This window comes from Streptomyces hoynatensis, from assembly GCF_003626535.1.
Classification (GTDB): Bacteria; Actinomycetota; Actinomycetes; order Streptomycetales; family Streptomycetaceae; genus Streptomyces; species Streptomyces hoynatensis.
Genome location: NZ_RBAL01000005.1, coordinates 254,455 through 276,397, shown reverse-complemented (window position 1 = coordinate 276,397; position 21,943 = coordinate 254,455). Strand labels below are relative to the sequence as shown.

The following is a 21,943-nucleotide window of genomic DNA, read 5'->3' as shown; positions in this document are numbered from 1 at the left end:
ACGCCCCGACTCCGGCGCCCTCCACCGGCACCGTCGGGACCCGGAGCGGCCGCCCACACGCAGCCGCGCGTTCCCGCACCCCACCGCGTCCCGCGCCGAGGAAGCGCCGAGGCAGCGTCGAAGCGCACCGCCGGGCCGGGGCAAAGCGGCGAGCCTGCCAAGCGGAACCGGCCCCGGCACGATGCAGGCGAGCGATGCCGCTGGTCCCCCCGTCAGCCCGTCGGCGTCCCCGGGTCCTGCTCGAACCGCTCGTCCGGCACCAGGGCCGGCAGGAGCGGGAGCGCCGGATCGCGGGCGATCTCCGGGCGAGACACGCGTGCGCCTCGCCCACGGGCGAGCCCCTGACCGAACTTCGACCACCGCCGGTGGAAAAAGCACGTGCGCCGCGGTGCCCGCTGATGACCACGGTTCGCCGCCTCATCGGGCACGGCACGGGCACGTGGGAGGTGAGTGCCGGGCACCGAGCGTGACGACGGGGAGCCCGGACGAGGTTAATACTTGCGTTAACATCCCGGTCGTGGCTCAATGGGAGGTAGTACTTGTCGCGGAGGTCGCGGCGTGGTTCGACAGGCTGGCTGAAGAGGACTGGGAGAGCGCCGAGCAGGTAGAGGACGCCATTGATCTGCTGGCCGAGACGGGGCCTACGCTGGGTCGGCCGTTGGTGGACCGGATCAAGGGTGCCGAGAACCACCATCTGAAGGAACTGAGACCGGGTTCGTCGGGGAGCAGCGAGATCCGCATTCTCTTCGCCTTCGACCCCGTACGCCGGGCGGTGCTGCTGGTGGCAGGTGATAAGGCCGGCAATTGGCGGGGTTGGTATGAGGCCAATATCCCCATCGCAGAAGAGCGTTACCGGGAACATATAGCCGATCTTGAGGGCAGGGAGTACCAATGAGTGCGGTCAGCTGGGAGGAAACGAAGCGCAGGGCGCGTGAGCGCCGTGCGGCTGCCGGGCTGCCCGTGCGTTCGTCGGCGGAGAAGCGGGAGGCGATGGACCGGCTTGTCGCCGAGGTGCGCGCCCACCGCCTCGCGGAGATCCGACAGGAACAGGCACTCACTCAGCGCGCCGTGGCCACGGCCATGGGGGTTTCCGCCCCACGTGTGTCGGCGATCGAGCATGGTGACATCGACCGCGCGGAGCTGGCGACGCTCCGGTCCTACGTAGAGGCCCTCGGCGGACGGTTGCGCGTGGTCGCGGACTTCGGCGACGCGGAGTTCACGGTCGCCTGATCGCTCTGGCACACCGCCCCCCATTATCCCAACAACGCAACGGCCCAGGCTGGGGACCATGTCCCTGACCTGGGCCACTATCGTTGGAGCGGGCGACGAGAATCGAACTCGCGCTCTGAGCTTGGGAATCACCGTATGCGGCAGCCTCCCGTTCGGGAACGCGGCCGACCGCCCGGGGCGCCGGCCCCGGTACGGCTCGGGCTGGTTCGTAGAGGGCGCCGTGGACTCCGGCCGGGGTCCAGCCGGACTCGTAGGGCGACGTGGCGCCGCTTGAGGTGGGGGCGGCCTCGGACTGCGGCTGTTGCGCAGGGGTGGCACACCGGGGGTGAGTTCGTCTCCAGGCCCTGGGGCCAGGTGTTCGGAGCATCGGATGCTTCACCCAGTAGCCACAGGATGCCATGTGCGTTGCGGTCGGCGGCGCCTCCGCAGACCCGGCAGAGGAGGCCGGCCATTGTGACGCATGGGCGGAGTGCGTGTCAGGCTGCTCCGCAAGCACCGGGAAGAGCAGGAGGCCGAACCTCTGGCGACCGGTCTGGTATGGAACGGCAAGGGCTGCCTCTTCGCCTCGCCCAGCGGTGGGCCGCTCAGTCCCAACACCGACTAAAAGGTGTGGAAGCGGCTCCTGTGGGACCCCGGGGTCCGAGACGCGTGGGGGCATGACGCTCGTCACACCGCCACGACGGCGTTGCAGATCTTCGGTGTCCCGGAGGCCGTCGTGGACGCGATCACGCGGTGGGTCTCTCGTGGGGCGGCTCGGCTGCCGGGCGCGGAACGTGCGCGTCACCGGGCCCGGTGCTGAAGCAGGTCCCGGTGCTGAAGCAGGTCGCGGGCCAGGTCGGGTGGCGCGCTCCGGCGAGACTCGGCGGCCGACCGAGACGGGAAGTGAGACGGAGAACGGGCGAGGCCCCGGCCGTGATCACGGTCGGGGCCTCATCCTGGCTGGTAGCCGGTGCGGAGGATACGAGATTCGAACTCGTGAGGGTGTGAACCCAACACGCTTTCCAACTGTCCGCCTGGCCGTTCGGGGGCGTTCGCGGGCGTACGCCGCGCAGCTCAGGCGGGATGCGCGTACGGCGGTGAACGGCGACGTTCGTCCGTGAACTGGACAAAGACCAGGACAACGGCCCGTGCTCAATGAGACGCGCCAGCGGGCGAGCATGACCTCGTGCTGATGACGTGCCGCTGTTGGGCGCTTCGGTGTGTTGTGGTTGCCCGGCGCTGTCGGCGGCGCGAGGCGAATCACTTCGCCGTGCTGGGCACGAGTCGGCTGGTGAAGCCTGCCTGGCAGAGTGCGTCGAAAGCCGCGGTGACCTCTGGCGGGATCGCCTGTTCGATCATGAATCCGTGCCGCGGGTAAATGATGAGCCGCTGCAATGCGCCGACCAGCATGTCAATGACAAGTCGCGCATCTCCGATCGAGGCGACGTATTCTTCCAACGTCATAGGCGTGGAAGCACTGACGGTATCCACCTCAGGCCACAGCTTGCGGGCGGTAGCGAACGCTCTTCGTTCCTCGTACGGCTTACTGATCAGCAGGACCGAGGACACCTCGACCCCCTTTTTCTCAAGGAGGCGTCGAGAGAAACGGATGTTCTCGCCCGTGTTTCTCGCTTCCGGCTCCACCAGGATGGCCGAGCCGGGTACGCCGAGTTCCAGTGCACGCTCCCGGTAGTGGACGGCTTCGCCTCTGGGCATGCGGCTGCGGCTCGTTGGGCTGCTTGATCCGGTGAACACGATGATGGGGGCGAGGCCCATTCCGTACAGTTCGGCGGTGGTCTCGGCGACGCCGAGGTCGTGACTACCGAGTCCAATCGCGACCGAGCAGGGACGCAGCGCATGGTGCATCTGATGGAATTCCCAGATAATGCCCGCGTCCGCCCAGTTTTGTGGCGACACCTCGCTGCTCATTTCTGCGGCACCCCCTTTTGGACGTGGGCCGAATCTGGAATTTGGAATCGGTACTCCCATGAGAAGCGAGACGCCGCGTGCACGCCGATGGCGTATTCGATCACCGTGCCGTCAGCTGTGTACGTGGTCCTGTGCAACTCAACGACCGGTTCGCCGGGGCGCAATTGGAGAAGTTCCCTCTCCTGGGGGGTCGGCATGCGCGAGTGCAGTACCTCTTTCATCGAGTCCGGCTCGTATCCGGCCTCATAGAGGACACGAAACCCGCCGCCGCGGCCAGCGGGCCCGGGCGTCGGGTCGACCAACCGCGTTCCTTCCACATGCTCGGGTCGGTAATAGCTGGTGAGGGTGTGCGTCGGCCGCCCCTGTTCCTTGACCAGCCGGGCGCGCGCGTAGACCTCCGCCCCGGCCGGAAGTCCGTGCGCCTCGGCGACCTGTGCGGGGGCCGGCACTCGACTGACGGTCTGTGTCTGGTCGCTGCGCTGGTAGGGCCGGTTCGACGCCTTCCGATCCGCGATGAAGGCGACCTCGTCGCCGTCGCGCCACTTCGCCTTGTCGTAGCGCTCCGTGCCGAGGCGCTTGAGGACCGGCCGCTCCAGCACGACGGTCCCGTGTCCGCGCGACGGAGCGATAAGCCCCTCCGCTTCGAGGGCCTTGTATGCGGCCTGAACCGTGGTCTTTGAGCCCTTTCCCTGCTCGACGAGGTCCCTGATCTGCGGCAATGTCTGACCGGGTTTGAGGTCGCCATTGACAATCAGCGCGCGCAACTCGTCGGCCAGCTCCTGCCACTTCGGCGCCATGCGGGGACTCCTCTCGACCCTGCCAGTGAAACACAGAACGTCACAGTCCCGGGATTGTTGACAGTCCCGGGACTGCGGGTGCATGCTCTTGCTCGTCGGCCCGCAGTCCCGGGACTGCGGGCCGCGGAGGGCCTTCTTTGTGCTGCTCCGAAGCTGAGGGCGGGGACGCTGCAATCCCGCTAAAGGCCAGGTGAAACAGGGTTTCGGCCCGTACTGGCGAGGTGGCCCGGCGACCGCGAGCAACGGCCGGAGGGTGGGGACCGCGAGTCCCCCTTGCAGTGCGTTTTCCCCGTCACGTCGGCCGAAGGGAGGGTCAGTGATTCGTCGAAGTACCGGGGCGTGCCGCCTGGCGCCGGACCAGCGCAGGAGGCAACGCCCGCCGCGTCACCTCGGGCCACACGAACCCGCAGACGCCTGAGCTGCCCGTGATCACCGCGCACCGCCGTCCATCGGCGCGACCGCGGTGATGCGCGGGGGGATGCAGGACTGCCCCACGAGACGGCCCCGAACCGGCGCTCGCAACACCGGCCGGGGCCTGAGACCAACTCACCTACAGGCATAGGGAGTGATCCTTCGTGGATCGTAGTGCGCCGAGCGCGCAGGAGGCGGCCGAGGCCGCCAAGAAGGCTGAGGAGGCCCGGAAGAAGGCCGAGGCCGAGCTCAGGCGGCACGGTCAGGCCGTCGCCGCGCTGACCACGTCGAGGGGCGGTTCCCGATGAGCCGCCGAGCTTCCCGATTTGCCGCCGTCTATGCGGTGCTGACCGCCTCGCACGAGGTGGCCGACCACTGGGGGCAGCGGGACGAAGACGCCGGCGCCAAGGGCAACAACGGGCCGGAGGGGGCCCGTGCCTGCCTGCGGCACGTGGCCACGTACACCGCGACTCAGGCCGCCGCCCTGTGGGCCGCGAACCGGACGCTGAAGCTCGGCGTTCGCCCCGGTCGCGCCGCCGCCGCGCTGGCCGTGTCCGCGGTCACGCACTACTACGCCGACCGGCACGGTGGGCACTGGCGCGACGAAACCCCGAGGGGTCTGGTCCGGGCCGCCCACCGCCTCGGTAAGGGGAAGTGGCTTCGGCGGGACCCGGCGGCGGGTTACCTGCTGGATCAGTCCTGGCACAAGGGGTGGCTGGCCGTCGCTGCCGGTATCGCGGCCTGACGGCTGCCCGATCCGCCGGTCGCGTACCGGCGGTGAGGGGAGCCGGGACAGTCCCGTGTTCCGTGGCATCCCTGGAGGCCGCATGCCCGAGCAGTCCGCCCCCGAGCTGACGCACTTCTACATCCTCACGCTCAACCTTCCCGGCCGCGGCCAGGCGAGCTGGGCCGGGGAGCTGCGGTTGCGCCCGGGGGCGCGCCGCAAGGAGGTCTACGACTACCTGCGCGCCCAGATCACCGAGAAGCACCCGGAGATGGCCGATGCCAACCCGGTGTTCTTCACCCTCGACCCGCTGACGGTCTGACTGCCGGAGGGCTGCCGAGCTGTTCGAGGCGAGCATGACCACCCCGCTCGGCGGCACGGCCCGCTGACGAGCGATTCCCCGAGGTCGGTGGGTTCCACGCCAACAGGACGCCCACCGGCCTCGCCTGCCTGTCCCAACGAGAGAAGCAGGACACTGACATGCGAGAGTTCGTCGGCACCCACGAGGTGCTGAGTGACGAGGACCTAGTCGAGCTGGCGCTCGGCATGGGCACCGACCCCGAGCTGTGGCTCGGCGTCGAGGGCGAGAGCGAGCAGGAGCGGGCCGCGCGGCTGGACGCCGGCGCGGACATCCTGGCCGACGACCCCGACCTTGCCGCGCCGGTCACCACGCTGGCGCTGGCCGCGATCGAGACTCACGCCCTCGCGCTCGCCGCGCGGTGGGGTGGGGGGCCGGTGGTCGCGCGATGAAGGCGAAGGTCTCGATCGCGCTGGCGCTGCTCGACGTTGCCGCGGCTGTCCTCGGCACGGTCGGCAGCGCGGTCACCCTGCCGCTGGCCGCGCTGCTCGGTGCCGGGGGTGTCTGGTGAGCGAACGCGCCTACCCGATTCGGCCCGTGCCGAGCGACGACAGGCGGTTCACCTTCGGCTTGGCGATCGAGGTGGCCGCGGTGCTTGAGCGGCACGGCTACCCGCCCGTGAAGAGCGGCGAGGATCTGCTCGAACTTCAGCAGGCGCTCTTCCGCTTCCTCTACGTCGAAGGCGGGACGCCGTGAGCGCCCGGTTCCCCGCCGGCGCGGGGACGCGGTCGGACTTGAAGTCGGTGGTGGCTGCCGAGCGCGCGCTGAACGCCGGGACGTGGCTGATCGTGGCCGGGGCGATGCTCTACAGCATCCTGACGGTCACGCCGCTGATGCTCGGGCACACGCCCTCGGGCTGGGAGGCCACGGCGCCGATTCTTCCGCTGGTGGTGGACGCGGCCGTCGTGATCGTGGTGCGGCTGGACGCCGTGCTCGCCCGGCTGGATGCCAAGGGCGGGGGCTGGCCGCTGCTGCTGCGGTGGATGACCGGCTTGATGACCCTCGGTCTGAACGTCGCCGATTCCGCGCTTGCCCGTGACCCGGTGGGCGTCGCCGTCCATGCGGTGGCCCCGCTGCTGCTGATCGTCACCGCGGAGACTAGCCTTGCCTACCGCCGCGCCATCACCCGGGCACTGGCCCGGCTGGAGGACCAGCGGCGGGCCGTCGAGGAGCGCGAGCGCCAAGAGCGCAGGGAGTGTGAACGCCTGGCCCGTGAGGAGCGGGAGCGTGAACAGGCCGCGCTTGAACGCCGTGAACAGGCCGCGCGTGAACAGGCGAGGCAGGATCGCGAGCACGCCGAACGGCTGGCGCGTGAACGCGCCGAGTGGGAGGCGGCCCGGCGCCGCGAGGAGCGTGAGCACGAAGCCCGTATGGAGCGGCAGCGCCTCGAACACGCCGCCGCCCTGGCCCGAGCCGAGCACCGACAGGCGCCTCAGCGGCCGGAAGCGCCCCGCGGGCAGGCCCGCCAGGCGTCCGCCCAGCAGCGGCCCGAGCGGGAGGCGGAGCGGGCGGCGGAGGCGCTTGAACGGCGTGAACAGGCAGCCCCCGCTCCCGCGCTTCCGGCTGTTCATGAACGGCGCAACGAGTCCGGCGGGGTGCCGGAACAGGCCCCTCGTGAACAGAGCGGGGAGCCTGCCGGGCAAGGCCAGGTGACGCGTGAACGCGTGAAGATGACCGAGGCCAAGGCCCGCGAGGCGATCCGTCAGGGCGCCGTTCACGGCACCCCGGTACGTGACCTGGCCGCCCAGACCGGCTGGTCGGTCGGCTGGGTCTGCGCCCGTCTCTCTGAGGTTCGGAAGGCCAATGGAGAGCTGGAAGGGGTGGGGGCGTGAGTGTCTTGTTCTATCTGGGCACCCATCACCCGGCGTGGCTGGCTACCGCGGGCGTGCCACTGTTCGTCTCGCACCGTCGGCTGAAGGGGCGCAAGGGACTGCCTCGCGCGGCTTCCCGGTGGGCGCTGGACTCTGGCGGGTTCACGGAGCTGTCGATGCATGGTGCCTGGACCGTGCCGCCGCGCGAGTACGCCGCCGCGGTACGCCGGTATGCCGGGGAGATCGGCCAGATGGCCTGGGCGGCTCCTCAGGATTGGATGTGCGAGCCGTGGATTGTGGCCAAGACCGGCCTGCCGCTATCTGAACACCTGGCCCGCACGGTGGGCAACTACCTGGATCTGAAGTCCATCGACCCCGCCTTAAAGATCATCCCGGTCATTCAGGGATGGCGCAGGCAGGACTACGAGGACTGTGCCGACCGCTACGAGCGGGCCGGGATCGATCTCGCCGCCGAACCGGTCGTCGGCCTCGGCTCGGTGTGCCGCCGCCAGGCTACGGGTGAAGCAGCGCAGATCGTTGGCACGCTGGCCGGGCGCGGCTACCGGCTGCATGGCTTCGGGTTCAAGGTACTCGGACTTGCCGAATGCGGCAGTTCCCTGACCTCCGCTGACTCCCTGGCCTGGTCCTTCGAGGCCCGGCGCCGGCCACCACTGCCCGGTTGCTCGGGACACAAGAACTGCGCCAACTGCCTGCGCTACGCACACAGGTGGCGGGAACGGGTGCTGAAGGTCATCTCCTGCCCGCGCCCGCACCAACTCGCCTTCGATATCGCCTGGGAGGCGGCATGAGCGAGCCGATCGCCTACGCCGACGCGTGGCGTCGGGTGATGCGTGCGGCCGGGTGGCGTTGCCAGTGCCGCGGGGAGTGCGGCAACCCGCACAAGTCCGGGCAGGGACGCTGCCCGCACGAGCACGACCGGCCCGCCCGCAAGCGCGGCGGCCCCGTGCGCCTGATCGCCGCCCCGGCCGACCCGACCGTCACCGGCCTCGCCGCCGCCCGCCTTGCCCGCGAGCACCTGCGCGCATGGTGCCCGCCCTGCCGCGACGGCGCCCGACGCACCGCCAACCGCGCCGCCCGTGGCCGCCCGGAAGCGGCCCAGCGCGACCTGTTCGGCTTGTGAGTATTCCCGGCGCGGCCCCCTGGCCTGGCAGCACGTGGGCCGCGCCGGTCCCCAACAACCACGACGGGTGATGGAGGACTTCAGCATGTCGGATACGAGCACGCAGGTGGTGGTGGAAGCACCGATTCCGCCACCGGAACCGCCGAGTCCGGCCACTCCGGCCGCCGTGCCGGGCGCGTTGCCGGGAAGGCCGCTGCTGGCCGGTGGGGCGAACGCGGCCGGTCTGGTGGCCGCCGGAGCGCTGTCCGTCGCGGGCCCCGTGGGGCTGGCCGCGGCGGGTGCGGCGGTGGGCGTGGCGGCGGCGGGTGGTGCCGTGAGGCGGGTGGTCAACCGCCGCCGTGGCGCCTTCAGCTTTCCGGCCTCGGCGGCCCGCCCGCCAAGGCCGCACGGCCGTCACCGTGCCCCGGCCGGCGGATACCACGCCGCGGCTGGGTGGGGAACCTTCGCCCGAACCCCGGCCCCGGCGCCCGGTGCGGGCCGTAGGGGCCCGGTGCCTTCGCCGCGCCGCGGCCCGTCGCCCTCACCTCGCCGCGTGTCCCAGGGCGCGGGCGGGGCCGGGCCGACGACGGGCGGGTTCCCGAGGCGTCCGGACAAGGGCCCGGCCGGGGCCGACCGGGCGGCTTCCCCCGGCCGGGGCGAGCGCGCGGGTGCCGGTCGTCGGCAGGGCCCGGGCGCGTGGGTCGCGCAGGGCCGCAACCGTTGGCAGGCCGGGGCGTCGGCGCGTGCGGCGAAGGCTGACCGGCGTGCGGCGCGGCGGGTGGCCAAGGGGGTGGAGAGGGCCCGCAAGAGCGCGGGGCTCGACCCCAAGCCCGGCGCCCCGCTGCAGGGAGAGAAGGCGCCGGGGCCGCGGGCCACGGCGAAGGCGCTGCGTCGTTCCGGCTTACGCTACCGGGCCCGGATGGCCGGTGCGGGTCTGATGGCCAGCGCGGTGGGGGTGCTGTCGGGCCTGTGGAACTGGCGCCACCCCGGCCGCGCCTTCGGCCACATGCGCGCGGTGTGGGCCCGGTTGTCGAACCGGGCGCGCGCCGCGCGAGCAAAGAGGGACGCGGCCGTCCTCGGCACGAACCCGCCCAAGGAGGTGCCGGTTCCCGCCGAGCAGGTCAACGACCCCGCCCGCCGCCGGCAGCGGACGAAGGCACCGGTGGGCGCGGGCCAGGCGGCGGGCCGCGTGGAGTTCGGCAAGTCCAACACCCCGAGGGAGGGTTCCATGTCCGAGACGACCGGCACGGCCTTCACGCGCCTGTCGGATGCGGCAGAGGTGATGCTTCAGGCCGCCCAGACCTTCGACCCCGAGTACATGCCCGAGTTCCAGGCGCTCATCGACGACCTGCCCACCGCCCTCGGCACCGTGCAGGAAACCCTGCGGGTCCTGGCCGAGATTTCCCGGGAGAAGCTTCCGGTCGACCCGAAGGTGGTCGAGGAGATGGGCGAGGGGTACCGCGTGATGAACCGCGTGGTGGCCGCCCTCGAGGAGGTTCCGGTGGTCTACCGCCGCGTCCACGCCGCGGACATCGAGCGCGGCGAGAACCCCCGCAACGGCCTGGACGCCGAGCGGAAGTGGAACGTCTGACCCACCCACCCCACACCGAACAACGGCCGCCGCGGCCCAGACCTCGCAACGAGGCCGGGGCCGCGGCCTTGTTCCAGGAAGGATGCAGCGTCTTGAGCAGCAAGAACCCTACGGCCCGGGTGGATTGGAGTGCGGGACACGGCATGGTGTCCGGCACGCTCAACGCCACCGCCGGGACGTTCACCACCACCGCCCTGGCCTCGGCGGCCGGGATGCCCGCCGGTTGGGCCGCCGCGGCCGGAGCGGCGGGAGCCCTCGGCACGGCCGCCGCCGGTATCCGCCGCCGCCTGTCTCGTGCCAGCGTCGCCTTCCGCACCACCTGCTGCCTGGCCGCCGGCGGCTGGTCCTCGTGGGCTCTGGCCACCGGCGGGCCCGCCTCCCTGACCGCCCTCGGCGTCCTCGCCGTCGGCGGCGTCGCCGCGGGAACGCTCGGGGCAGGGTTCGCGGCGCACGAGGTGACCGAGCAGTCGCGGCGCGCCACGCTGCTGGCCATCGGCACCCGCCGCCAGATGGCCGCCGACTGGATCGACCGGATCGCCCGGGTCTGCCGCATCGACGGCGTGGAAGTCGTCGGCATCGAGCACTGGCCCACCGGCTGCGGCTACACCCTCGAAGTCAAGCTCCCCGCCGGAGGGGTGACCCGCAAGGCCATCGCCGAGCGCGGCCCGGCGCTGGCCGCCGACCTCGACTTGCCCACGGGCTGCGGGATCAGCGTTCACGACGGGCTTTCGCGCCGTCTGGTCCTCATCAAGGTGACCACCAAGTCTCTGGCCGGACAGGAACTCCCCTTCCCCGTCGCCGAGATGGCAGAGGTGACCACGGTCAACAACCCGATCCCGCTGGCCCTGCTGTCCGACGGCGGGGCCGCGGAGCTGGACCTGCGGCAGGCTTCCACGATCGTGGCCGGGACCACGGGCACGGGCAAGACGAACTGGCTGCACCGCCTCATCGCCCGCCTGAACCAGACCAACGACACGCTGGTGTGGGTGATCGACCTCAACGGCGGCTCCCTGGCCCTGCCCTGGCTGCACGCCTGGCGCGAGGCGCAGACTGGAGCCGAGGGCTCCCGCTGGTCCGGGGCCGACATCCCTGCCCCCGGCGTGGACTGGGCCGCCTCCACCCCGAAGGAGGCAACCAGGATGCTGCGGGCCGCGGTGCGCATCGCCAAGGCCCGCAAGGTCGCCTACCAGCAGCACATGAGGGACGCCGACGACGACAAGCTTCCCGTCGGCCCCACCCTGCCCGAGATCGTGATCGTGGTGGACGAGGGCGCCGAAGTCGCCGCCACCCGCGAGGCCCGGCAGGTCATGGCCGGCATCTCCGAGGTCATCCGCATCGCCCGCGCCATGGCGATCCGCGCGGTCGTCTCCGTGCTGCGCGTCACTCAGGACGTGCTTCCCGATCCCATGGTGCGCAAGCAGGCGTCCAACCGGGTGTGCACCGGCGCCACCGAGGACTCCGAACTCGGCTACACCTTCGGCTGGCGGGCCCTGAGCATCGAGGACGCGTTCGACGGACCCGGCTCCCTGCTCGTGGGCACCGAGGGCAAGGCCCCCGAGAAGGGGCGGCAGGAACGCATCACCCCCTCCCTGATCGAGGAGGTCTGTGCGGCCACCGCCACCCGCCGACCCACCCTCGACGGCCCCTCGCTCAAGGCCGCCGGGGCCGACTACACCGACCGCTGGACGCTGGAGCGCTGCGGCCACCTGTGGGCCGACCAGCACGCCACCACCCTCGCCGCCGGCCGCACGACCGAAGCGGGGGAAGGGCGGCCGGTGCGCGAGTGGAAGGCGACCGCTTCCTGGGACCAGCCCCGGGAGGTCACCACGCCCAGCGTGAAGGAGCTGGAGGCCATGTTCCAGGCCCCCGACGCCATCCCGGAGCGCGGTGACGACCACGAGCAGGACGACGGCACGGACTGGTCGGACCCCACAACCTGGACCACCGGCCGCGAGAGCGAGCAGCCCGAGCAGACCGATGCCCGCGAGGCCGCGCTCGCCCTTCTCTTCGCCGCGGGACCCCAGGGAACCGGGGCCTCGGCCATCGCGCGGGAGCTGGCCGGCGAGTTCGGCACCTCCCGGCAAACCGTCGTCGGCTGGCTCAAGGCATGGGTGCGAAGCGGCGAAGCCGTCCGCGTCGGCACCGGAACCAAGGCCCGCTACGTCCACTGCCAGCACGCCCCCAAGCCCCCCACCGGCGCCTGACGCACCCCTTGTCGTCCCCTCGCCGTCAGGGGGCCGCACACCCGTGCGGCCCCCTGAAACGCCCCTCTGACCTGCGAGACGACAAGCGACAAGACAAGACAAGCGACAAGGCGCACGACAACCCGGACGACAAGCCACACCCGAAGCCGGAGAACGCCGTGAACCCCGCACCCGACTCGCCCGAGGTCACCCTCTACCGCCCCGAGCACCCCACCCCGACCCCGACCTACCCCCTCGCCCACCACCCCGGGCGAACGGCCGAACTCACCCCTCAGCAACTCGCCCTCCTCGCCGCACTCATCCACCAGCAGGCCGCCGCGCCCGCGCCCGCGCCCGCGCCCGCACCCGTGGCCGCGCCGGTCGCCACGGCCGACGCACGTATGTCGGGTCGCGCCAAAGACACCGCCTTGATGGTCGCCGCGGGCGGCACGGGCCTCGGCGCGGCCAGCGCCGGTGTGGGCGTCGGCGCCGGACTCATCGCATCCGCCTCGGGGGGACTCATGACCGCGGCCGTCGCCCTGGCCATCGCCTCGGGCAGCGTCGGGGCCGCCGCGATGCTCCTGCGCACCGCCTTCCGGCGCCGCCTGGCCGAGGCCGCCGAGCAGGAGCCCACCACCCACATCACGCAGAACATCACCGCCACCGGCCTGTTCGGCAAGGCCAACGGCACCATCCACCACCGCTGAAAGGCCCCTGATGGACGACGACTTCGAGTGCTACGCCGAGTTCATCGACGGCTCGTGGACCTACTGCGGCTGCCCGGACTGCGACCAGCGCGCCTACGAGGACCAGGAGGACGACCCCGACAACTGGTTCTGACCACGAACAAAGGCGAGGCGGCGGGTTCCACGCCAAGGACTTCCCGCCGCCCCGATTCGACCCGTCCCAACGAGAGAACAGGACACCTCCACTATGGCCCATGACCCTCGTGTGGCGCTGCTGAATGCCGCACTGGCCGCCGTCGAGCGCGGCTGGCCCGTCTTCCCGCTGCGGCCCGGGGACAAGCGGCCCGCCGGGCATTCCGAGGACCGCTGCCCGCGCGCCGGGCGGTGCGCGGGCGGGCACCTGAAGTGGGAACAGCGCGCCACCCTCGACCCCGGCCTGATCCGCGCCGCCTGGGCCCGCCGCCCCTACAACGTCGGGATTGCGACGGGTCCGGCCGGGTTGGTCGTGGTCGACCTGGACGCGGCGAAGCCCGGGGATGAAGCGGGCACGCCTTGCGGCGTGACGACCTTCCAGGCGCTCTGCGAGCGCGCCGGAGCTGCCGTCCCCACCACATACCGCATCCGGACTGCGAGCGGCGGGCAGCACCTGTACTTCGCCGCACCCACCGGGGTGCGGCTGCGGAACAGCGCGGGCAGGCTCGGCCCGCGGATCGACACCCGCGCCTGGGGTGGCTACGTCGTCGCCCCCGGCAGCATCACCCCCCGCGGCACCTACGAGGTCATCGATCCCGCCGCGGTGGCGCCGTTGCCCGGGTGGCTGCGGGACGCGCTCACCCCGCCGCCTCCGCCCGCCACCCCGGTGGCCCTCGCCCCCGTCCGGGACGGCAGGCGGGTGGCGGTCGTGGCCCTGGAACGCGAGAGCACCGCGGTTGCCTCGGCGCCGCAGGGGCAGCGTGAGTACCGGCTGTTCGTGGCCGCGCGCGCCATGGGGCGGTTCGTGGCTTGGGGCGATATCCCCCGCCACGCGGTTGAGGAGGCTTTTCAGGCGGCGGGGCAGGCGGCCGGACTCACGCCGCACGAGTGCCGCTCCACCCTGCGCAGCGCCCTGGAGTGGTCCCTCCGCACCGCCCGCCCCCGGGACGCGGCATGAACGCCCGCCCCCGCCCACATCCCCGGCTGAAAAGCCTTCCTGCCCCGCCCCGGCCCGGCGCCGCGCACACGCCCGCACCCCCCACTGTCGAGGGCGCCGTGAAGAACGTCGGCCGAAGGCCGTCCGATTCAAGCCCTGACCCGCACCAGAGCGACGGCCGCCGCCCCGCCGCATGGCTCCACATCGTGGCCCCGCCCGACTGGCAGACGGTGCCGACGGCCCGTTCGTGGTGCGTGTGCGGCCGGGACGAACGCGTCATCGGCCGCCGCCGGGTGGCCGCCCTGATCGCCGACCACACCGCCCACCGCGACACCTGCCCCCTCCGCACGCCCGCCCCCGAGAGGAGGAAGGCCGCATGAGCACACAGTTTGTGGACGGCGCCGCGCTGCTGCACGAAGTCGAGGCATTCCACCGCCGGTTCAACGCCTTCCCCACCGAAGCCGCCTACGTCGCCGTCGTCCTGTGGGACGCACACGCCCACCTGCTCGACGCCTTCGACTCCACCCCCCGCCTGGCCTTCCTCAGCCCCGAACCGGGCTCGGGCAAGTCCCGCGCGCTGGAGATTGTCGAGACCCTGGTTCCCCACCCGATGGTGGCCGTGAACGCCTCGGCCGCCGCGCTCTTCCGCGCCGTCTCCGGCCTGGAAGGACGCCCGACGATCCTCTTCGACGAGATCGACACCGTCTTCGGCCCCAAAGCCGGGGAGAACGAAGAGCTGAGGGGGTTCCTCAACGCCGGACACCGCCGCTCCGGCGTCACCTACCGCTGCGTCGGAGACGGCTCCACACAGTCCGTCGTCGCCTTCCCCTCCTACTGCGCCGTCGCCCTCGCGGGACTCGGCTCCCTGCCCGACACCATCCTCACCCGCTCCGTCATCATCCGCATGCGCCGCCGGGCGCGAACGGAGCAGGTCGAGGCGTTCCGTGCGCGCGTGCACGAGAAGGAGGGCCACGCCCTGCGTGACCGCCTGGCCGCGTGGGCCGAGCAGGTCCGCGAGCAGGTCACCGGCCTGTGGCCGGAGATGCCCGAGGGCGTCACCGACCGCCCGGCGGATGTGTGGGAACCGCTGCTCGCGGTGGCGGACGCGGCCGGCGGCAACTGGCCCCGGCGGGCAAGAAAAGCTTGCCTGACCCTGGTCAAGGCCGCCGAAGCCACAGACAAGGGCAGCCTCGGCGTGCGGCTGCTCACGGATCTGCGCGATCACGTCATGGTGGGGATGGACCGCCTTCCCACGGTGGCCATCATCGACCGCCTGAACGCCCTCGACGACGCCCCGTGGGCCGACCTGCACGGCAAGCCGCTGGACTCCCGCCGCCTGTCCCGGATGCTCAGCGAGTACGTGACCGCCGACAACGAACCGATCGCCTCGCGCAACATCCGCACGAGCGGCGGCGTGCTCAAGGGCTACTACGCCGGCGACCTTCACGACGCCTGGCAGAGGTACTGCCCCCCGCCGCCCGGAGTTCCGCCACAAGCGCCACAACCGCTACAGCCCAGCTCAGAGCCCATGCCGCTGTAGCGCGGACCGCCGCGCGTAGCGGCTACGCATCCACAACACCGGCTTCCGCCCCACATCCGCATCACACGCACCGGAAGCCGACGTAGCCGCTACATCCGCACCCCCCGCTACCCGAAACAGGCCCCTGACCTGCGATGTAGCGGAAAAGCGGATGTAGCGGCTCCCTCGGAAGGGGAGGGACGAACCACCCGGCTCACCCCGCAGTCAGACGAAGGAGTGCCCCATCCATGGACACGCCTCGGCTTGCCGACGCCATCGATCCCACGCTCGTGCTGCTGACCGTCGAAGAGGCCGCTCGCCGACTCCGCATTGGCCGGACCACCTGCTATCAGCTCATCCGGAGCGGAGAACTGGAATCCATCCCGATCGGCAGTCTCCGGCGTATTCCTGTCGACGCCCTTTCGGAATACGTCGCCCGACGACGCGCCCGCCTGCGCGCCGCCTGACCCTTTTCAACTTCGGCCGGAGCGCCGCCCCAGCGGGCGGCGCTCCGTGCTTTTTCCGCGCATCCAAGAAGGAGCCGCCCGTGGCGGAGGAGAAGAAGCGCACTCGCCGCGCCAACGGCGAATCGGCCATCTACTTCGGGCAGGACGGCCGTTGGCACGCCCGCGTCCCGATGGGCTACAAGGACGACGGAACGCCGTACCGCCGGCACCTGACGCGCCCGACCCGCAGGGAATTGGTCGAGGAAGTCCGGCGGCTTGAGAAGCAGCGTGACGAGGGCTCGGCGCGTCAGCCCGGCAAGCCCTGGACGGTCGAGAAGTGGCTTTGGCATTGGGTGGAGAACATCGCCAAGCCGGTTGTGAGCGAGAACACGTACGACGGCTACGAGGTGGCGGTTCGCGTGCACCTCGTGCCCGGCGTGGGAAAACACCGCATCGACCGCTTGGAGCCCGAGCACCTGGAAAGTCTGTATCGCCGGATGCAGCAAAGCGGGAGCCGGGCAGGCACGGCTCATCAGGTGCACAGGACCATCAGGACCGCCCTCGGCGAGGCGGTGCGGCGCGGCCATGCTGCCAAGAACGCTGCCGCGTTGGCGAAACCGCCGCGGATCGAAGAGGACGAAACCGAGGTCGACCCGTACTCGGTGGAGGAGGTTCAGCGCCTGCTACTCGAGGCCAACAAGAGGCGGAACAGCGCCCGCTGGGTGCTGGCGCTGGCGCTCGGCCTGCGGCAGGGCGAGACGCTGGGGCTGCGCTGGTCCGACGTCGACTTGGACAACGAGTACCTGAAGCTGCGCCGGAATCGTCTGCGCCCCCGGTACGAGCACGGATGCGGGAAAGCCGCGGCGTGCGGCCGGAAGGCGGGGTACTGCCCGGCCCGGGTGCAGGTCCGGCGTGAGACAAAGAACACCAAATCCCGAGCTGGGCGACGCTCGGTGCCGCTTCCGGGGCCGCTGGTCGCCATGCTCCGCCTGCACGCCGAGGCCCAGGCGGGAGAGCGCGCGTCGGCCGGCGACCTGTGGGCTGAGTCGGACTACGTGTTCACCAAGCGGCTCGGCGGCCCGCTGAGCCCGAACACGGACTATCACGAGTGGAAGCAGCTGCTCGTGGACGCGAGGGTTCGGGCCGCGCGGCTGCACGATGCCCGGCACACCGCCGCCACCGTCCTCATGCTGCTCGGTGTCCCGGATCGCGTCATCGACCAGATCATGGGATGGGAGCCGGGTACCTCGGCGCGCATGCGTGCGAGGTACCTCCACGTGCCGGACGCCATGCTCAAGGACGTGGCCCGGAAGATCGCCGACGCCCTGTGGGGAGCTCCGGGCACACCTTCTGTGGACAAAAACCAGGACAACGAGGGGTAGCGCCCCATGGCGAGGGGCCCCGTCGATGATCAACGGGGCCCCTCGTTTCGCCTGTTCAGGCGGGTGCGGAGGATACGAGATTCGAACTCGTGAGGGTGTGAACCCAACACGCTTTCCAAGCGTGCGCCCTAGGCCTCTAGGCGAATCCTCCGCGGGAAACGATACAAGACGAGCCTGTGTGGTCGCGAACCGTCTTGCACGGTCCGGAGATCCGGTAGGGTTGGGCGCAGCCCCTCGCGTGGCGTCATCTCGCTGAACTCCCCCAGGGCCGGAAGGCAGCAAGGGTAGGTGAGCTCTGGCGGGTGCGTGAGGGGCCCTGTCGTGTCTGTGGCGCTGTCAGTGGCGGCGGATATCGTCGGAGGCGTGTCGTCCCTCGCGCTGTACCGTCGTTACCGACCCGAGACCTTCGCCGAGGTCATCGGGCAGGAGCACGTGACCACCCCGCTTCAGCAGGCCCTGCGGAACAACAGGGTCAATCACGCGTACCTCTTCAGCGGGCCGCGCGGCTGTGGCAAGACGACGAGCGCGCGGATCCTCGCCCGCTGCCTGAACTGTGAGCAGGGCCCCACGCCGACGCCCTGCGGGGAGTGCAGGTCCTGCCTGGACCTGGCGCGCAACGGGCCGGGTTCCATCGACGTGATCGAGATCGACGCCGCCTCGCACGGGGGTGTGGACGACGCGCGGGAGCTGCGGGAGAAGGCGTTCTTCGGGCCGGCGGCGAGCCGGTACAAGATCTACATCATCGACGAGGCGCACATGGTCACCTCGGCGGGGTTCAACGCCCTGCTGAAGGTGGTCGAGGAGCCGCCCGAGCACCTGAAGTTCATCTTCGCGACCACCGAGCCGGAGAAGGTCATCGGGACGATCAGGTCGCGCACGCACCACTATCCGTTCCGGCTGGTGCCCCCGGGCACCCTGCGTGACTACCTGCGCGAGGTCTGTGAGCGGGAGGCCATCGCGGTGGACGGCGCGGTGCTGCCGCTGGTCGTCAGGGCGGGCGCCGGATCGGTCCGCGACTCGATGTCCGTCATGGACCAGCTGCTCGCGGGCGCGGACGAGGGCGGCGTCACGTACGAGATGGCGACCTCACTCCTCGGCTACACGGACGGGGCGCTGCTCGACGACGTGGTCGAGGCCTTCGCGGCGGGGGACGGGGCGGCGGCCTTCGGGGTCGTGGACCGGGTGATCGAGGGCGGGCACGATCCGCGGCGCTTCGTGGCCGACCTGCTGGAGCGGCTGCGGGACCTGCTGATCCTGGCCGCCGTGCCCGACGCGGCGGAGAAGGGGCTGATCGACGTTCCCGCGGACGTGCTGGAACGGATGCGGGCGCAGGCCGGCCGGCTCGGGCCCGCCGAGCTGAGCCGGGCCGCCGACCTGGTGAACGCGGGCCTCACCGAGATGCGCGGGGCGACCTCCCCGCGGCTGCAGCTGGAGCTGATCTGCGCCCGGGTGCTGCTGCCCGCGGCGTACGGGGGCGAGCAGGCGCTGCTCAGCCGGATCGACCGGCTGGAGCGTGGGGCGGCGTTCGCGGGCGGCGGGGCGGCGTTCGGCGGTGGCGGGGCGGGCACGTCCGCCGCGCCGCCCGTGGCGGCGGGCCCGGGGCCGGTGGCCGCCGCCCCGGCGTCCGCCCCCGTACCGTCTGCGAACGCGCCGTCTGCCGCGCCGCCGCCCGCGAACGCGCCCGCCGCCCCGGCCGTGGCCTCGCCCGCGGCTTCCGGGCCGGGCGCGCCGGCGCCCGAAGCGCCCGCGGCCCCGGCGCCCGCCCCTGCCCCGTCCGCCCCCGCCCCCGGCGGGGCCGCGCCGGGCGGCGGTGCCCGGCCCGGTGCCTGGCCGACGGGGAGCGGCCCTGCGGGTGGCGGCCCACAGGCGGGCGGCGGCCCGGCGGGCGGTGCCCGGCCCGGGGCATGGCCCACGGGGAGCGGCGCGGCGGGCGGCGAGCCCGCCCGGCAGGCCCCGCCGCCCCCCGCCCAGGGGCAGCCCCCGGCCGCCCCCCCGTCCGCGGCGGCCCCCGCGGCGGCCTCCTCCGCGCCGCCGGCGCCCACGGGCGGCTCGGATCGGGACGCGGCCCGGGTGCGTCAGCTGTGGCCGGAGATCCTGGAGGCGGTGAAGGGGAAGCGCAGGTTCAGCTGGATTCTGCTCAGCCAGAACGCCCAGGTCGCCGGCTTCGATGGAGGCGTGCTGCGGCTCGGCTTCGCCACGGCGGGCGCCCGGGACAGCTTCGTGAACAGCGGCAGCGAGGACGTGCTGCGGCAGGCGCTCGGCGAGGCGATGGGCGTGCAGTGGCGGATCGAGGCCGTCGTCGACCCGGGCGGTTCCGGCCAGGGCGGCGGCCCCGGCGGCCCGGGCCCCGGCGGCGGGCCTCCGGGCGGGTTCGGCGGCGCCCGGCCGGGTGGCCGCCCCGCGGGGCAGGCGCCCCCGCAGGCCCCCGCGGTGCCGCGCCCGGCCGCCGCCCCGCAGGCTCCCGGGCCCTCCGCCGACCCGTCCCCGGCCTCGCCCGCGCCCTCCGGGCCCCCGGCGGGCTCCGGGCGCGCGGCCGCCGCGGCGCGCGCGGCGGGCGCGGGGCCCACGGCGCCCGCCCCCGCGGCCGCGCCGGTCTCCGCCGACGACGACGTGCCGGCCGAGGACGACCCCGATCTGGAGGACACGGCCCTCGCCGGTTACGAGCTGATCGTCAGGGAGCTGGGGGCGACGGTCATCGAGGAGTTCCACCACGAGTGAGACCTCCGTGGCCGGAGCCCGTACGCTCGGGGGGTAAGGAAAGCCGCGGCGGTCGCGGTGGCGGCCCGGCGGTACGCGCCCACGGCGGCGCCCCGGCGGGCCCGTGCCAGCGCCGGCCGCTACGACGTACGCGACGCAGACGAGCAGGAGTGAGGCCGTGTTCCCCGGTGGTGGGGTCGATATGCAGCAGCTGCTGCAGCAGGCCCAGAAGATGCAGCAGGAGCTCGCCGCGGCGCAGCAGGAGCTGGCCGAGACGCCGGTCCAGGGATCGGCGGGCGGTGGCCTGGTCAAGGCGACGGTCACCGGCTCCGGCGAGCTGACGGCCCTGGAGATCGACCCGAGGGCGGTCGATCCCGAGGACACCGAGACCCTCGCGGACCTGGTGGTCGCCGCCGTCCGCGATGCGAACAACGCGGCCCAGGAGCTGGCCAAGACCAGGCTCGGCCCCCTCGCACAGGGCCTGGGCGGCGGCGGGGCCATCCCCGGCCTGCCCTTCTGAGGGATCTGAGGGAAGCGACGGAGCCGAGGAACCGGTAGGAGAGCGGGGGATTCCGTGTACGAAGGCGTGGTCCAGGACCTCATCGACGAGCTGGGCAGGCTCCCCGGGGTGGGCCCCAAGAGCGCGCAGCGGATCGCCTTCCACATCCTCCAGGCCGAGCCGGCCGACGTCCGCCGGCTGGCGCACGCGCTGACCGAGGTGAAGGCGAAGGTCAGGTTCTGCGAGGTCTGCGGCAACGTCGCGGAGGAGGAGCGGTGCCGGGTCTGCCAGGACCCGCGGCGCGATCCGAGCGTGATCTGCGTGGTCGAGGAGCCCAAGGACGTGGTGGCGGTGGAGCGCACCAGGGAGTTCCGGGGCAGGTACCACGTGCTCGGCGGGGCGATCAGCCCCATCGACGGCGTCGGCCCCGACGACCTGCGGATCAGGGAGCTGCTCGCCCGCCTCGCGGACGGTTCCGTCACCGAGCTGATCCTGGCCACCGACCCCAATCTGGAGGGCGAGGCGACCGCCACCTACCTGGCGCGGATGGTCGGCTCCTTCGGCCTGCGGGTCACCCGGCTAGCCAGCGGCCTGCCCGTGGGGGGAGACTTGGAGTACGCCGACGAGGTCACGCTGGGACGTGCCTTCGAGGGCAGGCGGCTGCTCGACGTGTAGGGCAGGCGCGCAGGGACGCAGTGACCGCTGGGGAGGCGACCGCGTGATGGCCAAGGCCACGCAGCCGCAGGATCATCCGATGGGCAACGGCTCGGGCCCGGACGACTTCGCCGTGCAGATTGCCGACCAGATCGAGAGCTTCACCATGGCCGTGCGGGAGGTCGCCAAGGGCGACGACCCGGACAGCGCGGTGCCGTACCTGCTGCTGCAGATCTCGCAGTTGCTGCTCGCCGGGGGCAGACTCGGCGCGCACGAGGACATCGTTCCCGAGGAGCGGTACGAGCCCGACACCGGCCCCGAGCCCGACATGGACGAGTTGCGGGAGCGGCTGGCCGGGCTGCTGGCGACCGTCGACGTCTACTCCGAGGTCTTCGACCCGTACGTGCCGCGCAGCGCCCCGGTGGCGGCGCGGATCTCCGACGACCTGGCGGACATCATCTCCGACCTCAGGCACGGCATGGCGCACTACCGCGAGGGCCGGGTCAGCGAGGCCCTGTGGTGGTGGCAGTTCTCCTACCTGTCGAACTGGGGGCCGACGGCGAGCGCGGCCCTGCGGGCGCTGCAGTCCGTGGTGGCGCACGTCCGGCTGGACACGCCCCTGGCCGAGCTGAACGGCCTCGACACCGACAGCGATGCCGAGGACGGCGACCTGGAGCGGCAGGCGGGCCGGGTGATGGAGGCGGAGATCGCCACCCCGCTGGGCCTCAAGTCGGGCCGCGCCTGACCGCGTTGGCCACCCCGCCGCCCGGCCTCGCGCCGCCCCGCCGTCGCGCCGGC

Annotated in this window: 26 protein-coding genes, 1 tRNA gene and 1 other RNA gene; 25 read left to right on the top strand and 3 right to left on the bottom strand. The window is 72.3% G+C overall.

Annotation, left to right across the window (positions count from 1 at the left end; translation table 11 throughout):
* Positions 1-508: 508 nt before the first annotated feature.
* On the top strand, positions 509-895 hold the full coding sequence (locus D7294_RS11530; protein WP_120678678.1) for a type II toxin-antitoxin system RelE/ParE family toxin: 387 nt from the start codon (positions 509-511) through the stop codon (positions 893-895).
* Positions 892-1,230 carry an XRE family transcriptional regulator gene (locus tag D7294_RS11525; RefSeq protein WP_120678413.1) on the top strand — a complete coding sequence of 113 codons (339 nt, stop codon included), beginning with the start codon at positions 892-894 and terminating at the stop codon, positions 1,228-1,230. Before D7294_RS11530 ends, D7294_RS11525 begins: the two co-directional genes overlap by 4 nt.
* Before the next feature lie 1,239 nt (positions 1,231-2,469).
* On the opposite strand, the gene D7294_RS11520 is transcribed toward D7294_RS11525, so the two are convergent.
* Together D7294_RS11520 and D7294_RS11515 are read right to left on the bottom strand one after the other, a co-directional pair.
* Entirely contained in the window at positions 2,470-3,138 is a 669-nt protein-coding gene (locus tag D7294_RS11520; RefSeq protein WP_120678411.1) for a YdcF family protein, read from the bottom strand.
* The gene (locus D7294_RS11515; RefSeq protein ID WP_120678409.1) at positions 3,135-3,935 is read right to left on the bottom strand and encodes a GntR family transcriptional regulator; all 801 of its coding nucleotides are present in this window, start codon (positions 3,933-3,935) and stop codon (positions 3,135-3,137) included. The genes D7294_RS11520 and D7294_RS11515 overlap by 4 nt, the downstream gene beginning before the upstream one ends.
* Positions 3,936-4,510: 575 nt before the next feature.
* Between D7294_RS11515 and D7294_RS31895 the strand changes: the two genes are divergently transcribed.
* From D7294_RS31895 to D7294_RS11435, 18 genes are all read left to right on the top strand, one after another.
* Positions 4,511-4,654, top strand: coding sequence for a hypothetical protein (locus D7294_RS31895; protein ID WP_158674610.1), 144 nt, complete (start codon positions 4,511-4,513; stop codon positions 4,652-4,654).
* Positions 4,651-5,091: a hypothetical protein gene (locus D7294_RS11510; protein WP_120678407.1), complete on the top strand. Its 441-nt coding sequence runs from the start codon at positions 4,651-4,653 to the stop codon at positions 5,089-5,091. Before D7294_RS31895 ends, D7294_RS11510 begins: the two co-directional genes overlap by 4 nt.
* An 82-nt stretch (positions 5,092-5,173) precedes the next feature.
* Positions 5,174-5,392, top strand: a complete 219-nt coding sequence (locus D7294_RS11505; protein ID WP_120678405.1) for a hypothetical protein — start codon at positions 5,174-5,176, stop codon at positions 5,390-5,392.
* A gap of 158 nt (positions 5,393-5,550) precedes the next feature.
* The gene (locus tag D7294_RS11500; protein ID WP_120678403.1) at positions 5,551-5,820 is read left to right on the top strand and encodes a hypothetical protein; all 270 of its coding nucleotides are present in this window, start codon (positions 5,551-5,553) and stop codon (positions 5,818-5,820) included.
* Positions 5,817-5,939 (top strand): hypothetical protein, encoded by a 123-nt coding sequence (locus tag D7294_RS33705; protein ID WP_277751081.1) that lies wholly within the window; start codon positions 5,817-5,819, stop codon positions 5,937-5,939. Before D7294_RS11500 ends, D7294_RS33705 begins: the two co-directional genes overlap by 4 nt.
* Positions 5,936-6,124 (top strand): hypothetical protein, encoded by a 189-nt coding sequence (locus D7294_RS11495; RefSeq protein ID WP_120678401.1) that lies wholly within the window; start codon positions 5,936-5,938, stop codon positions 6,122-6,124. Before D7294_RS33705 ends, D7294_RS11495 begins: the two co-directional genes overlap by 4 nt.
* 104 nt (positions 6,125-6,228) lie before the next feature.
* Positions 6,229-7,260, top strand: coding sequence for a DUF2637 domain-containing protein (locus D7294_RS11490; protein ID WP_120678676.1), 1,032 nt, complete (start codon positions 6,229-6,231; stop codon positions 7,258-7,260).
* Positions 7,257-8,048: a deazapurine DNA modification protein DpdA family protein gene (locus D7294_RS11485; RefSeq protein WP_194117740.1), complete on the top strand. Its 792-nt coding sequence runs from the start codon at positions 7,257-7,259 to the stop codon at positions 8,046-8,048. The genes D7294_RS11490 and D7294_RS11485 overlap by 4 nt, the downstream gene beginning before the upstream one ends.
* Complete coding sequence (locus D7294_RS11480; RefSeq protein ID WP_120678399.1) at positions 8,045-8,380, top strand: hypothetical protein; 336 nt, start codon at positions 8,045-8,047, stop codon at positions 8,378-8,380. Before D7294_RS11485 ends, D7294_RS11480 begins: the two co-directional genes overlap by 4 nt.
* Before the next feature lie 898 nt (positions 8,381-9,278).
* A complete protein-coding gene (locus D7294_RS11475) occupies positions 9,279-9,950 on the top strand; it encodes a hypothetical protein (RefSeq protein WP_147450820.1) in 672 nt (223 codons plus the stop codon).
* A gap of 92 nt (positions 9,951-10,042) precedes the next feature.
* Positions 10,043-12,154 (top strand): type IV secretion system DNA-binding domain-containing protein, encoded by a 2,112-nt coding sequence (locus tag D7294_RS11465; protein WP_158674609.1) that lies wholly within the window; start codon positions 10,043-10,045, stop codon positions 12,152-12,154.
* Between the two features lie 158 nt (positions 12,155-12,312).
* A complete protein-coding gene (locus tag D7294_RS11460; protein WP_120678393.1) occupies positions 12,313-12,840 on the top strand; it encodes a hypothetical protein in 528 nt (175 codons plus the stop codon).
* A 10-nt stretch (positions 12,841-12,850) separates the two neighbouring features.
* Positions 12,851-12,973, top strand: a complete 123-nt coding sequence (locus D7294_RS33700) for a hypothetical protein (RefSeq protein ID WP_277751080.1) — start codon at positions 12,851-12,853, stop codon at positions 12,971-12,973.
* Between the two features lie 93 nt (positions 12,974-13,066).
* Positions 13,067-13,969 carry a bifunctional DNA primase/polymerase gene (locus tag D7294_RS11455; RefSeq protein WP_120678391.1) on the top strand — a complete coding sequence of 301 codons (903 nt, stop codon included), beginning with the start codon at positions 13,067-13,069 and terminating at the stop codon, positions 13,967-13,969.
* A gap of 185 nt (positions 13,970-14,154) precedes the next feature.
* The gene (locus tag D7294_RS11450) at positions 14,155-14,328 is read left to right on the top strand and encodes a hypothetical protein (RefSeq protein WP_174248318.1); all 174 of its coding nucleotides are present in this window, start codon (positions 14,155-14,157) and stop codon (positions 14,326-14,328) included.
* Positions 14,325-15,488 carry a DUF3631 domain-containing protein gene (locus D7294_RS11445; protein WP_120678387.1) on the top strand — a complete coding sequence of 388 codons (1,164 nt, stop codon included), beginning with the start codon at positions 14,325-14,327 and terminating at the stop codon, positions 15,486-15,488. Before D7294_RS11450 ends, D7294_RS11445 begins: the two co-directional genes overlap by 4 nt.
* 227 nt (positions 15,489-15,715) lie before the next feature.
* On the top strand, positions 15,716-15,934 hold the full coding sequence (locus D7294_RS11440; protein ID WP_120678385.1) for an excisionase family DNA-binding protein: 219 nt from the start codon (positions 15,716-15,718) through the stop codon (positions 15,932-15,934).
* A gap of 80 nt (positions 15,935-16,014) precedes the next feature.
* Positions 16,015-17,295: a tyrosine-type recombinase/integrase gene (locus D7294_RS11435; protein ID WP_120678383.1), complete on the top strand. Its 1,281-nt coding sequence runs from the start codon at positions 16,015-16,017 to the stop codon at positions 17,293-17,295.
* A 66-nt stretch (positions 17,296-17,361) separates the two neighbouring features.
* Here the strand turns inward: D7294_RS11435 and D7294_RS11430 are convergent.
* Positions 17,362-17,446: transfer RNA gene (locus tag D7294_RS11430), tRNA-Ser, on the bottom strand.
* 75 nt (positions 17,447-17,521) lie between these two features.
* Here D7294_RS11430 and ffs point away from each other — a divergent pair.
* The 5 genes from ffs to D7294_RS11405 all read left to right on the top strand — a co-directional run bounded on the left by ffs (position 17,522) and on the right by D7294_RS11405 (position 21,890).
* Positions 17,522-17,616: signal recognition particle sRNA small type (gene ffs, locus D7294_RS11425), an RNA gene on the top strand.
* Positions 17,617-17,658: 42 nt separating this feature from the next.
* Positions 17,659-20,013 (top strand): DNA polymerase III subunit gamma and tau, encoded by a 2,355-nt coding sequence (locus tag D7294_RS11420; RefSeq protein WP_120678381.1) that lies wholly within the window; start codon positions 17,659-17,661, stop codon positions 20,011-20,013.
* 157 nt (positions 20,014-20,170) lie between these two features.
* Entirely contained in the window at positions 20,171-20,512 is a 342-nt protein-coding gene (locus D7294_RS11415; RefSeq protein WP_120678379.1) for a YbaB/EbfC family nucleoid-associated protein, read from the top strand.
* 54 nt (positions 20,513-20,566) lie between these two features.
* Positions 20,567-21,166 carry a recombination mediator RecR gene (gene recR, locus D7294_RS11410; protein ID WP_120678377.1) on the top strand — a complete coding sequence of 200 codons (600 nt, stop codon included), beginning with the start codon at positions 20,567-20,569 and terminating at the stop codon, positions 21,164-21,166.
* Between the two features lie 46 nt (positions 21,167-21,212).
* The gene (locus D7294_RS11405; RefSeq protein WP_120678375.1) at positions 21,213-21,890 is read left to right on the top strand and encodes a DUF5063 domain-containing protein; all 678 of its coding nucleotides are present in this window, start codon (positions 21,213-21,215) and stop codon (positions 21,888-21,890) included.
* Positions 21,891-21,943 lie beyond the last annotated feature (53 nt).